Raw genomic sequence first — 13,579 nt, forward strand, 5'->3', positions numbered from 1 at the left:
CGGGCTCGCATCACACTCGGTTCAATGATCAGGGCGCGTCGCGACCGGGAGCCAGACGCGCATCGTGGACGGGCCACGGTTCGCCCAGTCGAAGTAGGGAATGAGCTCGACGTCACAGGCGGCATTCTCAGCCGTGAACCCGCCGTCGTGGCCATAGGGCCAGTCAGGATTCGGCGATTGGGCTGACTGCGCGTGCACCCGCGCTCCCCGCACGGTCTCGGTCAGGCCGACGCGATCGTCGATGGACACGCCTGCGAGGTCGTGTCCCTCCCGGAGGTCGCAGGATTCCAGGCACATCACGAGTGGGCCACGCTCGATGGCGACCGTTCCGCGGACCGCGTCGATCGACGGATGCGGGTGGGTCACCCGCGGCGCCATCGGCAGGTCGAGCGTCAATTGATCACCTGCGCGGAAGGCGCGACTGATGGTGACCGTCGATCCGGAGCAATCGACTCGTGCCCCGTTGACCGTGACGACGGCGCGGCCGATGGCCCACCGTGGGATGCGCAGGGAGACCGATGATTCCGCTTCCGGCGCCTCGCGGATGTGAACCGAGACGGTACCGTCGAACGGGTAGCCCGTTCTCACCTCGAGGGCGATCTGGCCGGTCGCAAGATTCGTCGCGACGTCATAGTCGCCGTATTGGTGCAGTTGCACCCCGGTTTCCGTTGCGGTTGCGAAGTACAGGTTGACGCTGGCCAGGGTGCGGGCGATGTTCGTCGGGCAACACGACACCTCGAACCAGGGAGCACGAAGGCTGGACTGCGCGCGCGCGTTGATTTCATCCTCCTCCGGCACGGTACCGTCCACGCGCTGGTGAAGGGTGTTGGTGTAGAAGAACGCCCGGCCATCGGCGCGCGGGGAGGCGAGGATGTTGTTGAGGAGTGTGCGCTCGATGAGGTCCGCGTACTTGGCGTCGCCGGTCTGCAGCAACAGGCGCCAGCTCAGCATCACCGATGCGATTCCAGCACAGGTCTCCGCGTAGGCGCGGTCCGGCGGCAGCTCGTAGTCTTCGCCGAATGCTTCGTCGAGATGGTGTGATCCAACGCCGCCGGTGATGTACGTGCGCCTGGCCACGGTGTTGTCCCACTGCGCGGCCACCGCGCTCGCGAGCGCCGAATCGTCGGTCTCGACGGCCACGTCCAGGGCGCCCGAAGCCAGGTACAGCGCACGCACCGCATGACCGCGGAGAACGGTGGCGTCCCGCACCGGCATGTCATCGAGGAAATACTCTGCTCCGAACCTGTCGGGTACGAGCAGGCCGCGCCCACGACGTTCGACGAGGATGCGGGCGAGTTCGAGGTAGCGCGGCTCGCCTGTCGCTCGGGAGAATTCAACGAGGGCGACCTCGATCTCGGGATGCCCGCAGACGGCGTCACGACCGTCCGGCCCGAACTCGCCGTAGACGTGGTCGGCGAGACGCCGAGCCACCCGCACGAGCTCGTCATCGGAACCGGACCGTAGCCGCGCGACGGCAGCCTGGATGAGGTGCCCGAAGCAGTAGAGCTCGTGTCCCCATTCCAGGTTCGAATAGCGCGGCGGTTGCCCGGAGCGCCCGAAGCTCGTGTGCAGGTATCCGTCGGCCTCCTGGGCCGACTCGACACGGGCGACCAGGGCGCGGTATCTGAATTCGAGATCGGCGTCGGGCTTTCGTCCGAGTTCCCAGGCCAGAGCCTCAAGCAATTTGTACACTTCGGAGTCGACGAACTCGATCCCGGCGTGGTCGCTGCCGAGCGCGCCGTTGGCGGCGCGATCGAAGTTCCCGATCCACCCGATCCGCTCCATCCACCGCTGGCAGTGGTCGAGGATGACTTCGGAGTTCAGGGTTTGCTTCTCCTGCCAGAATCCCCCGGTGAGAGACACTTCGTCCGGTCCGAGTGCCCGCAGCGCGCTCGTCGACGGCCGCACGGGGCCTCCGCGGAGTGTCGGGGGTGCGATAAGAGAAGGCATGTGTCGTGTTCTTTCGGTCAGTTGTCGGACGCTCGGATGAACGCTTCGTGCGCGAGCAGGAGGTAGGAGCTCGCGGTCCAGGTGTATGCACGGTCGCGGAGACCGTCGCCGCTCAGCGCGTCAAAATTCTCAGCGAACCCCGACCTTTCGCAGAGGCGGCGAAAGCGCTCGCTGACGGTATCCGCGAGTGTCGCGAAGCCTGCCCTGCGTAACCCGTCTTCGACGATCACGGTGGAGGGCGCCCAGATCGGGCCCCGCCAATAGCCGTCGGATTCGTACAGCGGTGATGAGGGCAGCTCGGTCGCCGGTCCCCAATCGGTGAGATGACCCGTGATGGAATCGGCCACACGCTCGCGCACCTCCACCGGCAGGAAATCCGCCGCGACGATCGTCAACAGGTTGAGGAGGCTCGTCGTGGAACTCGTGCGCCCGCTCAGCGGGGCGCGGGCCACGAAGTGCTCGCCGTCCCAGAGCTCGGCCAGCAGGGCGGTCGCCATGGAGTCACGCTGGCCGCGCCTGCTGGCTCCGTCGTCCCGGCCCAGTTCGTCCGCGAGCCGCGCGAGAGTGTCGAGTTGCAGAATCAGGAAGGCGGCGAGGTCGGGGGCCTCGATGACGCGGTCGCGGTCGAAGGTCGAGGAATTGTCCCAACCGCTGTCATTGCCGTGCTGGTAGTGCGCGAGCTCGTGCCCGGCGATGCGCCGGGAGTTGAGCCAGAAATCCGTCCAGGCCGACAACTGGTCGTATACGGCCGCGAGGACGTCCACGGGAATGGCGTCGGGCATCCGCTGGCGCAGCTTGTCGAATGCCCAACCGTGAATCGGCGGCTTCACGAAGTTGTACAGGATTTCTGAGTGCGTCACGGAGTCGGGTAGAGCGCCGGAGGAGTCCTGGTGGTCGAAGATGAGCCGAAACTGGCCGAGCGCAGCGCCGGGATCGCCGGGGGCCAGGGCCAGCGCGTTGAAACAGTGGTCCCAGCTCCAGACCTTGTCCATCCAGTGCTTGGACATCAGGATGGATTCGTGCTCGAGGAAGCCGAGCGGGCGAACCGTCGCCGACCACATCACGTAGCCGGCGAGCGCGGCGGTCGGCGTGCGCGCGTCGCTCCAGCCCGCCACACGGTCCAGGTACCCCGCGAAGTCCTGGCGGGTCGACAGGACGACCTGGTCGAATGAGAGAGCCGGGCGATAGCTCGGCCGGGCGGACTCGAACTCCTCGATCGCCACTTCCCAGCCGTCGGCTCCGGAAACGACGACGTCACGGACATGCGCACCGAGGGCCTCGGCGCCGTGCACGTCGAGCTCGCCGCGCAGGCTCGTGACCCGGTAGCGGCGACCCGTTTCGTAGGAGGTGAAGACGGCGGCGCCGTCCATCGGGTCGCGCAAGAGGTAGGAGCCCGTGAACGGAGTCAGCCCCGTCGACGCATCGCCAATCGTCAGGTCGACGCCGCGACCGCGGATGCGCAGGCAGGCCACCCCGTCGAAGGCCGCATCGATCTTTCCTTCTGCCGCGGTCCACGACAGGAGTGCAGGCGAGGCCGTGACGGTCGTCTCCGTCCGGACGCCGTCCACCTGCGGCACGAGAATGAAGACCGCGTGCATTCCGTTCTGGTGGGCGACCAGATGCAGGTCCTGATGCACGGTGTGCAGCGCAACGACGGGCGAGATGTCGAACCACGCTCCCCTCGCGCTGAAGGGAATGTCACGCACATCGAAGGCCGGCAGGTCAGGCCCCGACGGGGTCGGGTTGGGTGTGGGGACGGTGATGCCCTGGCCTGGAATGAGTCAGTCCTTTACTGCGCCGGCGGTCACGCCGGCGGCGACGTAGCGCTGGGCGACGATGAGCAGGATGGCCGCCGGTATCGACGCGACGACTGCGGTAGCCATGATCGCGTTCCATTGCGAGGTGTTGTTGCCGATGTACTTGTAGATACCCAGGGTGATCGGCAGGAATTGCCCGCTCCGGGAGAGGGTCGACGCGAAGATGAAGTCGGACCACGCCCACAGGAAGGCGAACAGGGAGACCGTGATCGCGGAGTTCCGGCTCACGGGCAGCACGATCGACCGGAAGGTGCGCCACGGTCCTGCTCCATCGACCGTGGCCGCCTGGATGAGTTCGTTGGGGATACCGGACATGAAGGCAGTGAAGAGGAGGACACCGAACGGAACGGCGATCGTCGAATCAGCGAGGATCAGGCCACCGACGGTATTGAGGAGTCCGCTGTTCAGGTAGATGGCGTAGAACCCCATCGCCATCACGACTCCGGGGATCATCTGCGCGACCAGCAGGATGAACGTGAGCGGGGCAGCACCTCGCAAGCGCAATTTGGCGAGCGCGTAGCCGGCAGGCGCGGAGATGACGAGCGTGACGACAACCGTGCCGAGGCCGATCAGCAGACTCGTGCCGAGGTATGGCAATTGCTGCGAAAGCACCGCGGTGTAGCCGTCGAGCGTCGGTGAGAATGGGAAGAGGTTGGGCGGTGAATCGCGCAGATCGCTTGTCTTCGTGAAGGAGACGTTGATCATCCAGTACACGGGAAAGAGCATGACAGCGGTGAGGAGGAGTCCGATCGCGGTGTTCCACCAGGAGCGTCGATGAGACATTATTTCTCCGTCCTGTTCTGAATGCGCAGATAGATGAACCCGAAGATCAGGGCGATCAGGATCAGGACGTTGCCCACGGCTGCAGCCGGGCTGAAGTCGGGGTTGCCCGTTCCGAAGGCCTCCCGGTACGACCAGGTGGCGAAGGTGGTCGAGGAATCCCCCGGGCCGCCGGCCGTCATGATCCAGATGATGTCGACGACTTTCAGCGTGTAGATCAGCCCGAGCAGGATCGTGATCAGCGAAACCGGACGCAGCAACGGGAAGGTGATCCGCCAGAATTTCTGCCACGCGTTCGCACCATCGAGGGAGGCAGCCTCGTAGAGGTCTTCGGGAATGTTTTGCAGACCCGAGTAGAGGACGACGAGGTTGAACGGGATCCCCAGCCAGATATTCGCGATGATCACGGAGGCAAGCACCAGATCGGGCGAGGTCAGCCAGTTCACGGGTGCGACCCCGATCACGCTGAGGGCCGAGTTGATCACCCCGTTGTCCGAGTTCATCATGGACGACCAGGTCGACGCGGACACGATCAGCGGGAGCAGCCACGGGACCAGGAACAACCCTCGCAAGACGCCGTTGAGTCGGAAGTTGTTCCGGAAGAAGACGGCGAGGATGAGGCCGATGCCGAACTGGAACGCGATTGAGACGACGGTGAACAGCGCCGTGTTGGTCAGCGCCTTGGCGAACGTTTTCGATCCGAAGACGGCGACATAGTTTTCGATGCCGACGAACGCGGCATTGCCCTGCACGAAGGCGCGCGGGGTGTAGTCGTGGAGGCTCAGTTCGATGTTCCGATAGAGCGGGAACGCGTAGAAGATGATGAGGTAGGCGATGAGAGGGGCGACGAAGGCCAGGGCAACCCACTGGCTGGTGCCGAAAGAAGTTCGCCTCGATCTTTTTTTCGGGGGAGTGGAGCGGATGTGCCGACCGCCCCACCCGCGTCGGGGCGTGCGGCCCCGACGCGGGCAGGAAGTGTGGTCATGGTGGGATGCCCTTCGTGTTCTCGGTGGGAGGCTTCGGTCTACTTGGCGATAGCTGCTGCGGCAGCAGTCTGGGCTTCCTTCAGCGCTTCCGTGGGCGTCATCGCACCGCTCAGTGCGTTCTGGATGGCGGTATAGACCTGCTCTGAGATCTTCGGGTAGTTGGCACCGAGGTTGTCGCTGGTGCGCCCCTTGGCTGCCTTCACGGCGTCGACCCACACCGAGAGTTCCGGGTGTTCGACAAGCAGGGCGGCCTGGCCTGCCGTGGTCGCGGGGATGTAGTACGCGAACGTGTCGGCGGTCTTGACCTGGCCTGCGGTGGTGCTCATGCATTCGACGATCTTCTTGGACACGTCGTAGCGCGCCGTGTCCTTCTGGGTCGGGATGACCATGAATTCGCCGCCGGTCGGTGCGGGAGCCGCTCCCCGGCCTCGGCCGGGATGGTGATGTAGCCGGTCTTGAAGCTGGCCTTCGCTGCGCTGTTGACCTGCCACGTGCCGTTCACCGCGAAGCCGAAGTCACCGGTGAGGAATTCCTCCCAGTTGGTGTTCTGCGAATTCGTGATGACTGAGTTCGGCGCGAGGCCCTGGCTGACCCAGTCGGTCCACAGTGTCAACGCAGAAATCGCCTGGGTCGAGTCGAGCTTGTTGAGGTTGGCTCCGGCTCCCCAGAAGAACGGCAGGAACTGGAAGGTTCCTTCTTCACTCGCGAAGCCGGCGAAGGTGATGCCCTTGTGACCGGCGGTCTTGACCTGCTGCAGGGCTGCGGTGAGGCTGGCCCAGTCCGTGACCGTCGCAGGATTGACGCCCGCCGCGTCAAGGACGTCCTTGTTGTAATAGAGCGCGAGGGTGTTGGCGCCGACGGGAATGCCGTACGTCTTGCCGTCGAGGACACCGGCCCCGAGGAGATTGGGGTCGATCGCGGATGTGTCGAGCCCGATGGACTCCATGTCGTTCAGGGCGCCAGTGTCTGCCAGGGTCGTCACGGCCGGGTTGTCGAGGAGGATGACGTCGGCTGCGGTGCCCTCCTGGGCGGCAAGCAGGGACTGGTTGGTCAACGACTGGGAGTCGTACGCCGTGCGTTTGATGGTCACGCCGGCGTCGACACCGCAGGCATCGATGCGCTTGGCCCAGTCGGAGCTGGCGTCGTGCTGGGGATACGGATCCCACACTGTGTATTCGGTGCTGCCGGCACTGCTGGAGCTGCCACCGGCAGCCGAGCATCCGGCCATGGCCAGTGCGAGGGTCGCGACCCCGGCGACTGCCATCGTGCTACGTACGAACTTCATTGTCATCACGTTTTTCCTTCATTGGAATAGGGCAGGAATATCAGAGCAGAATTGTGAAACAAATAAAACTAGTTTCAATAGGGCGAGGCTAGCACTGAGCTTCCCGGTACGTCAATCGGAATTTGTCTCTTTTGTCAGTGAATTGCGGGGCACGCGGGGTACAGTCTTTTCTCGTAGGGTTTCACGCGACTCGGCCGAACAACGACCCGGCCTCGACATCGGTTTCATAGGCGAAAGGACACCATGGGCAAGACGAATGACGCAGTCACCCTCGCCGACGTGGCGCGTGCCGCCGGCGTGTCCATTGCGACGGCGTCCAAGGCTCTCAACGGCAAGACCGTCGTGCGCGAGGCAACCCGGCAGCACGTCGAGGAGGTGGCCCGGAGCCTCGCCTTCACGCCCAACCCGTTCGCCCGCGCACTCAATTCGTCGATCACGGGTACCATCGGCGTCCTGACCGCAGACCTCGCCAACCGGTTCGTCGTTCCGATTCTTCTCGGCGTCGAGGACGCCTTCGGTGCGGACTCCACGTCGGTCATCCTCACGGATGCCCGGAACGACTCCATCCGGGAGTCGCACCAGTTGCGCACCCTCATGGCGAAACGCGTCGACGGCATCATCGTCCTGGGCGACAGTGACACGTCCCGCCCTTCGATCACGGAACAGGTGACGGTACCGGTCGCCTATGCGTTCGCCGCCAGCCAGGACCCGAAGGACTCCTCATTCACGACGGACAATTCCCAGGGCACCGATCTCGCCATCGACCACCTCGTCTCCCGGGGCCGACGCGGTATCGTCGCGATCAGCGGCGATCCCACCTTCTCGGCGGCCGTCGAACGGCTCACCGGCGCCACCCAGGCGATGAAGCGGCATGGCCTGCAGCTCGTCGGCGGTGAGAACCTGTACGGCGACTGGAGCGAGGACTGGGGCCGCCAGTGCGTGCATGCCCTCATCGAGGCCGGGCACCACTTCGATGCGATCTTCTGCGCCAGCGACCAGATCGCCCGGGGCGCCATCGAGCAATTGCGCGATGAGAACCTCCGCGTGCCCGAGGACGTCGCCGTCGTCGGCTACGACAACTGGGAACTGTTCAGCGTGCATTCACGCCCGCCGATCACCACGATCGACATGAATCTCCAGGAGCTGGGCCGGGCGGTGGCACGCGAACTCATCGACGCCATCAAGGGACAGCCGCATCCGGGAGTGCACCGTGTCCCGGTGCGCCTCATCCCGCGCGCATCCACGACGCGGCTCTGACCCCGTCGTTTCGCACACCGGCGACGCCGCGCCCTGTCGGTACCGGCATCCGCTCAGATCAGGCCATGGCGGCGGAAGGCGTTCCAGACCCCGTCGTCGAGCACGGCGGTGGTGACCTCGTCGGCGTGGGACTTGACCTCGTCGGTGGCATTGCCCATCGCGATGCCGACACCGCACACCTGGAGCATTTCGATGTCGTTGCTGCTGTCGCCGATGCCGATGGCCGATGCCGCGTCGAGGCCGAGCAGGTCGAGCAACTTCAGGATCGTGCTGCCCTTGTTCACCCCCCAGGGTCACCTCGCCGCTGCCGCGACCCATGTGGGGAATGGTGCCGGTGATGACGTGGAAATCGTCGCCGAGCGCGTTCGAGACTCGATCGAAGGCCCGAAGGTCACCGGCCAGGAAGACCGACTTGGCGATGCCCGTGAATGACAGCGGCCGCACGTCCCCGAAAGCCTTCAGGACCGGGTGTTCCTCGGCCCCGGTGACGGAGGCGAGGTCGGGCCGGGGATCACCCTTTCGTTCCCTGTCGTCCTCGAGGTAGGTCGCGAAGCGCGAGCGCACCCCGGGGCTCGGGTAGAGCTTGTCGTAGGACTGGAGGTAGAAGTCGTAGCCCGCGGCCTCGTAGAACCCGACCATTCGCGCCACCGCCGGTTCGGGCATCGTGCGGGAGATCACGACGTCGCCGCCGACTTCGGCGAACCCGCCGCCGGCGCTGATCGCCCCGTCGAAGCCGATGTCCCGGATCGCCGGGTAGATCTCCACCGACGCCCGCCCCGTGCTGAGGTACACGAGGTGACCGTTCTTCCGGGCGCTGCGCACCGCCTCGATCGACGATGGTGCGATCGCCTCGCCGGAGTCGATGAGGGTGCCGTCGACGTCGAGGAAAGCGATGCGGGGGAAATCATGATCTGCTCCAGACGAGGCCGCCTCCGGGACAGTGCATCCAGGAGGCAGCCGACGGGACGAACCCGTTTGGTTCTACGCTATCGGGTGAGGCTCGCACCATTGGATCGGATGACCTCGGCGTACCAGTCGAACGACTTCTTCTTGAAACGGTCGAGGGTGCCCGTTCCGTCATCGTTGCGGTCGACGTAGATGAACCCGTACCGCTTGCTCATCTGTGCCGTGCTGGCGCTGACGAGGTCGATGCACCCCCAGGAGGTGTAGCCCATCACGTCGACGCCGTCGGCGACGGCCTCGCCGACCTGCACGAGGTGATCGTTGAAGTACTCGATGCGGTAGTCGTCGATGACGGTCTTCCGGCCGTCGACCGTGACGAGCTCATCCTTCGCTCCGAGACCGTTCTCGACGATGAACAGCGGCTTCTGCCAGCGGTCCCAGAACTGGTTCAGCACGATGCGCAGGCCGACCGGGTCGATCTGCCAGCCCCACTCGGATGCCTTCAGCGTCGGGTTGGCGACCCCGGGGAAGATGTTCCCTTCGCCCGTGACACGATTCGATGTGTCGGCGGTTTCCGCCACGCTCACGTAGTAGCTGAAGGAGACGAAGTCGACGGTGTTCTCCTTGAGCAGTGCCCGGTCGTCGTCGGTGATCACCAGTTCGACGCCCTGGTCGCGCAGGCTGCGCAGGTAGTACCCCGGGTATTCTCCGCGCACGTGGATGTCGCCGAAGGCGAGGTTGGTGCGCTCGGTGGTGAGCGAGGCCATCACGTCGTCGGGATCGGGCGACAACGGATAGACCGGCATCGCGAGGATCATGCAGCCGATCAGGGCGGACGGGGCGAGCTCGCGGGCGGCCTTGGTCGCGAGCGCACTCGCCACCAGCTCGTTGTGCACGGCCTGATACAGGTCGGTCCGGGTGAGCTGGTCCTTCGGTGTGTTGATGCCGCCAGACAACAGCGGGGCGTGCAGCACGGAGTTGATCTCGTTGAAGGTGAGCCAGTACTTCACCCGGGCGCCGTATCGGGCGAAGAGCACCCGCGCGTACCGCTCGTAGAATCCGATCAGGTCACGGTTGACCCAACCGTCGTAGGTCTCCGTCAGGTGCAGCGGGGTCTCGTAGTGCGAGATGGTGACCAACGGTTCGATGCCGTGCTTCTCGCACTCGTCGATGACGCGGTCGTAGAACGCGAGGCCCTCCTCATTGGGCTCCGCCTCGTCGCCGAGCGGGAAGATCCTGCTCCAGGCGATCGAGAAGCGGAAGGTCCGGAAGCCCATGTCGGCAAACAGGGCGATGTCCTCGGCATAGCGGTGGTAGAAGTCGATGGCCACCTGCTTGAGGTTGTCGTCCGTGGGGCCCGCGGTGCGCGGCGTCGTGATTCCCTGCGGCATGACGTCCTGGATGGACAGGCCTTTGCCGCCCTCGTTGTATGCACCCTCGATCTGGTTCGCGGCGGTCGCACCGCCCCAGAGAAAGCCCTGCGGGAATGTGACGGGTGTTGAATCGGTCATTCGTGTACTCCTTTTACTACTGACTACGTATTACGCAGATGGCCGGTGGAGGAGCAGCCGAGCCGCTCCTCCACCGGGACGTACAAACCGCCCTCGCTTACTTCGCGGTGGCCAGTTCTTCCTCGGCGATCGCCAGGAAGAGGGGGTCTCCGTGCGCTACCGGGCCCGAGGCTGGTGAGCCGATGGCCGGATACTTCTTCGGGTTCGTGATGATGACCGGCGTCGTGATGTCGTATCCGGCTGCCGTGATCGCGTTGATGTCGAACTCGAGAAGGAGATCGCCGGCCTTGACCTGCTGGCCCTTCTCCACCTTCAGGGAGAAGTACTTGCCACCGAGCTTGACCGTGTCGATGCCGACGTGGATCAACACGTCCGCTCCATCCGCGTGCTGCAGCCCGATGGCATGCCCGGTCGGGAATGCGGCTACGACGAGAGCGTCGAACGGGGCGTAGACGGCGCCGACACGGGGAATGATCGCAACACCCTTGCCGAGGTCGCCGCCGGCGAAGACGGCGTCGGGAACCTCGCTCAGTGCAACGGCGGTGCCGTCGAGCGGGCTCAGCACCTCGAGGTCGGTGCCGTCCACGACTGCGGCGGCCTCGTTGGCCGGATCCTTGAATCCGAGGATCACGGTCAGGCCGAACGGCACGATGATGGCGACGAGAAGGCCCAGAATCAGCATCACGGTGTTTCCGGTACCGAACAGGGCTGGCAGCGCCAGCAGCGAGGGCAGCACGAAGGCGTTCGCGGCGACGCCGCCGGCCGAGATCAGGGCTCCACCGAGGACACCACCGACGACTCCGAAGACGAACGGCCGCTTGAGCGGCAGGTTCACGCCGTAGATGGCCGGCTCCGTGATACCGGCGAGGAAGCCCGACACGGTGGCCGGGGCAGCGAGCGACTTCAGGTTCGAGTTGCGGGTGCGCACCCAGACCCCGGCGACGGCCGCAGCCTGTGCCAGCACCGCGGCGAAGAGCGGCGCGGTGATGTAGATCAACCCGGTGCTCTGCAGTTCGGCGGTCATCAGCGGGACGAAGCCCCAGTGCAGGCCGAAGATGACGAAGACCTGCCAGAGGCCGCCCATGATGGCTCCACCGAGCCAGGGCACGACCGTGAAGACCCAGCCGATACCGCCGGCCAGTCCCGTGCTGATCAGGTTGGAGAGCGGGCCGATCACCAGGAAGGTGAGCGGTACCAGGATGATCACCATGATCATGGGTGTCACGAATCGGCGGATCGCGGCCGGCAGTGCGGCGTACAGGAACCGCTCTCCGTGACTCTGCAACCACACGATGACGATGATCGGGATGACGCTCGAGACGTAGCTGACCATCGTCACCGGGATGCCGAAGAAGGTGATGTCCGGCGCGCCGTTGAGCGCGACGATCGAGGGGTACACGAAGGAACCGGCGATGGCGAGCGACGTGAACTGGCTCGCGTTGAAGTACTTCGCCGCGGTGATCGCGAGCGCCAGCGGCAGGAAGTTGATGAAGGCATCCGAGAGTGCGTTCAGGATCGTGTACGTCGTCGTCGTGTTGTCGATCCAGGCGAACGTGACCGCTGCCGCCAGGAAGGCCTTCAGGAGGCCGGTGCCCGCGAGCGCCCACACCAGCGGGGTGAAGATCGCCGAGATCATCGCGATGAAGCGGTTGACGAGGTTGCCCTTCGGGCCGTCCTGGGCGGCCTGGCCGCCGGAGGAGGAGGCGCCGCCGAGCTTCGAGATCTTCGTGATCTCGGCGAAGACCTCGGGTACCTCATTGCCGATGACGACCTGGTACTGACCGCCGGCCTCGGCCGTCGCGATGACGCCGGGTGTGGCCTTGACCGCCGCCTTGTCGACCTTCGCGTCGTCCTTGATGACGAATCTCAGCCGCGTCGCGCAATGCACGAGCGACTGGACGTTTTCTTCGCCGCCCACACCCTTGAGGACCGCAGCTGCGGTCTTGGAGTAGTCCATCGGTCTCATTCACCTTCCGCCGCGACATCGCGACTTCCATGCTCAGGAAGCGATCAATCGGTGTTTTGGGCAAAAAAGACCTGAACTCATTCATCGCCGTACTGGCGATGCGAGTTCAGGTTTTGCCCGCTGATGCGGTAACAATCCGAAAATGCTTCCACAGAGCGTCGTCGCCCTGCGGTCTCAACGTAGCACACGATCAGGTGGCGGCGCCATCCACCATCTGGTTCGCCAGTCGCTCGACGTGCACGATCACGTACAGGAGCTCTTCGTCGGTGAGGTCGCGATGCCGGTGGCGGCACTGACGTACGACTTGACGTCGGCGGCGATGGCGTAGGAGCGGGGGTAGCTGTGTTTGGCGAATTCGAAGAAGGACGTGTCCGAGCCGCGCAACATCGACTTCGCCACCAGCCGCTGCAGGAGGAATTGGATGTGCAGGATGAACCGCGCGTAGTCCGGGCTCGCCGTGTCCAGGTGCACGCCGAGGCCGCCCTCGACCGTCGTCACCACGTGCTGCACCCGACGGAAGAGCAGTGCCGCGGTTCCATTGGGCTCGTCCCTGGTCGCGTTGAGGAGATGCATGGTGAGGAACACCGCTTCCTCGTCCGGGAGGGCGGTGTCCAGGCTGGCGCTGACCGATCGGGCCATTGCCGTCGCGGCGTCGAACTCCTGCGGATGCAGGACGCGTAATTCGGGCATCGACGTCGTCGGGATGCGGATGCCTTTCTGCATCCGTTCGAGCACGAATTGGATGTGGTCGATGATGGCGAGCGGCAATCGGCGACCGAGGCTTCGGCCCAGGGTCCGTTCCGCCTCGTCGACCGCCCGCGTGACCGCTTCGATGACCGGGTACGGCACGGACGCGAGGAGTTGGCGGGCATGGTCGGCTTCACTGCCCTGATCGAGGACGAAGGTCTTCTCGACCTTGGCGGGATCGATCGTGTCGCTGGGAAGCAGTTGGAATCCCAGCCCGCGTCCCATCAGCACGCGTTCCTGACCGGACTCGTCGATCGAGATGACGACGTTGTTGTTGAGCACCTTGTGCACCACCTTGTCCGGTGTGCGTGCTGCCCCGTCTTGCCTCGCCATAACGCTAGTTTAGGGCGCTCGCCTTTTCGCGGCCGCCCTGCTCG

At 64.9% G+C, this 13,579-nt stretch carries 11 protein-coding genes and 1 pseudogene; 1 reads left to right on the forward strand and 11 read right to left on the reverse strand.

What is annotated here, in order from left to right:
• Window positions 1-21: 21 nt before the first annotated feature.
• From RGU41_RS10995 to RGU41_RS11020, 6 genes are all read right to left on the reverse strand, one after another.
• Window positions 22-1,950: a glycoside hydrolase family 127 protein gene (locus tag RGU41_RS10995; RefSeq protein WP_322136217.1), complete on the reverse strand. Its 1,929-nt coding sequence runs from the start codon at window positions 1,948-1,950 to the stop codon at window positions 22-24.
• Window positions 1,951-1,967: 17 nt separating this feature from the next.
• Window positions 1,968-3,656 (reverse strand): amylo-alpha-1,6-glucosidase, encoded by a 1,689-nt coding sequence (locus RGU41_RS11000; RefSeq protein ID WP_322136218.1) that lies wholly within the window; start codon window positions 3,654-3,656, stop codon window positions 1,968-1,970.
• Window positions 3,657-3,731: 75 nt separating this feature from the next.
• Window positions 3,732-4,550, reverse strand: a complete 819-nt coding sequence (locus RGU41_RS11005) for a carbohydrate ABC transporter permease (protein ID WP_322136219.1) — start codon at window positions 4,548-4,550, stop codon at window positions 3,732-3,734.
• Complete coding sequence (locus tag RGU41_RS11010) at window positions 4,550-5,299, reverse strand: sugar ABC transporter permease (protein WP_322136220.1); 750 nt, start codon at window positions 5,297-5,299, stop codon at window positions 4,550-4,552. Before RGU41_RS11010 ends, RGU41_RS11005 begins: the two co-directional genes overlap by 1 nt.
• 272 nt (window positions 5,300-5,571) lie before the next feature.
• Window positions 5,572-5,859: a hypothetical protein gene (locus RGU41_RS11015; RefSeq protein WP_322136221.1), complete on the reverse strand. Its 288-nt coding sequence runs from the start codon at window positions 5,857-5,859 to the stop codon at window positions 5,572-5,574.
• A complete protein-coding gene (locus RGU41_RS11020) occupies window positions 5,856-6,818 on the reverse strand; it encodes a sugar ABC transporter substrate-binding protein (RefSeq protein WP_322136222.1) in 963 nt (320 codons plus the stop codon). Before RGU41_RS11020 ends, RGU41_RS11015 begins: the two co-directional genes overlap by 4 nt.
• 243 nt (window positions 6,819-7,061) lie before the next feature.
• Between RGU41_RS11020 and RGU41_RS11025 the strand changes: the two genes are divergently transcribed.
• Window positions 7,062-8,075 carry a LacI family DNA-binding transcriptional regulator gene (locus RGU41_RS11025; protein ID WP_134448289.1) on the forward strand — a complete coding sequence of 338 codons (1,014 nt, stop codon included), beginning with the start codon at window positions 7,062-7,064 and terminating at the stop codon, window positions 8,073-8,075.
• Between the two features lie 53 nt (window positions 8,076-8,128).
• Here RGU41_RS11025 and RGU41_RS11030 read toward each other — a convergent pair whose 3' ends face one another.
• From RGU41_RS11030 to RGU41_RS11045, 5 genes and pseudogenes are all read right to left on the reverse strand, one after another.
• Window positions 8,129-8,359 (reverse strand): HAD family hydrolase, encoded by a 231-nt coding sequence (locus RGU41_RS11030; protein ID WP_322136223.1) that lies wholly within the window; start codon window positions 8,357-8,359, stop codon window positions 8,129-8,131.
• Between the two features lie 292 nt (window positions 8,360-8,651).
• Window positions 8,652-9,032: pseudogene (locus RGU41_RS20895) on the reverse strand (HAD hydrolase family protein); the annotation flags it as partial.
• A 29-nt stretch (window positions 9,033-9,061) separates the two neighbouring features.
• Window positions 9,062-10,489, reverse strand: a complete 1,428-nt coding sequence (locus tag RGU41_RS11035) for a glycoside hydrolase family 1 protein (RefSeq protein WP_134562015.1) — start codon at window positions 10,487-10,489, stop codon at window positions 9,062-9,064.
• A gap of 97 nt (window positions 10,490-10,586) precedes the next feature.
• Window positions 10,587-12,446: a beta-glucoside-specific PTS transporter subunit IIABC gene (locus tag RGU41_RS11040; RefSeq protein WP_322136224.1), complete on the reverse strand. Its 1,860-nt coding sequence runs from the start codon at window positions 12,444-12,446 to the stop codon at window positions 10,587-10,589.
• A gap of 252 nt (window positions 12,447-12,698) precedes the next feature.
• A complete protein-coding gene (locus RGU41_RS11045; RefSeq protein ID WP_322136225.1) occupies window positions 12,699-13,535 on the reverse strand; it encodes a PRD domain-containing protein in 837 nt (278 codons plus the stop codon).
• Between the last annotated feature and the right edge of the window lie 44 nt (window positions 13,536-13,579).

Origin of the sequence: Cryobacterium sp. 10C3 (assembly GCF_034314285.1) — a bacterium.
In the GTDB taxonomy this organism is placed as follows: Bacteria; Actinomycetota; Actinomycetes; order Actinomycetales; family Microbacteriaceae; genus Cryobacterium; species Cryobacterium glucosi.

What these genes read in the sequence shown, in the direction of transcription:
- RGU41_RS11035 (WP_134562015.1), bottom strand. Translation starts at nt 10,489, where the DNA reads ATGACCGATTCAACACCCGTCACATTCCCGCAGGGCTTTCTCTGGGGC.
- RGU41_RS11020 (WP_322136222.1), bottom strand. Translation starts at nt 6,818, where the DNA reads ATGAAGTTCGTACGTAGCACGATGGCAGTCGCCGGGGTCGCGACCCTC.
- RGU41_RS11005 (WP_322136219.1), bottom strand. Translation starts at nt 4,550, where the DNA reads ATGTCTCATCGACGCTCCTGGTGGAACACCGCGATCGGACTCCTCCTC.
- RGU41_RS11015 (WP_322136221.1), bottom strand. Translation starts at nt 5,859, where the DNA reads ATGAGCACCACCGCAGGCCAGGTCAAGACCGCCGACACGTTCGCGTAC.
- RGU41_RS11040 (WP_322136224.1), bottom strand. Translation starts at nt 12,446, where the DNA reads ATGGACTACTCCAAGACCGCAGCTGCGGTCCTCAAGGGTGTGGGCGGC.
- RGU41_RS10995 (WP_322136217.1), bottom strand. Translation starts at nt 1,950, where the DNA reads ATGCCTTCTCTTATCGCACCCCCGACACTCCGCGGAGGCCCCGTGCGG.
- RGU41_RS11045 (WP_322136225.1), bottom strand. Translation starts at nt 13,535, where the DNA reads ATGGCGAGGCAAGACGGGGCAGCACGCACACCGGACAAGGTGGTGCAC.
- RGU41_RS11025 (WP_134448289.1), top strand. Translation starts at nt 7,062, where the DNA reads ATGGGCAAGACGAATGACGCAGTCACCCTCGCCGACGTGGCGCGTGCC.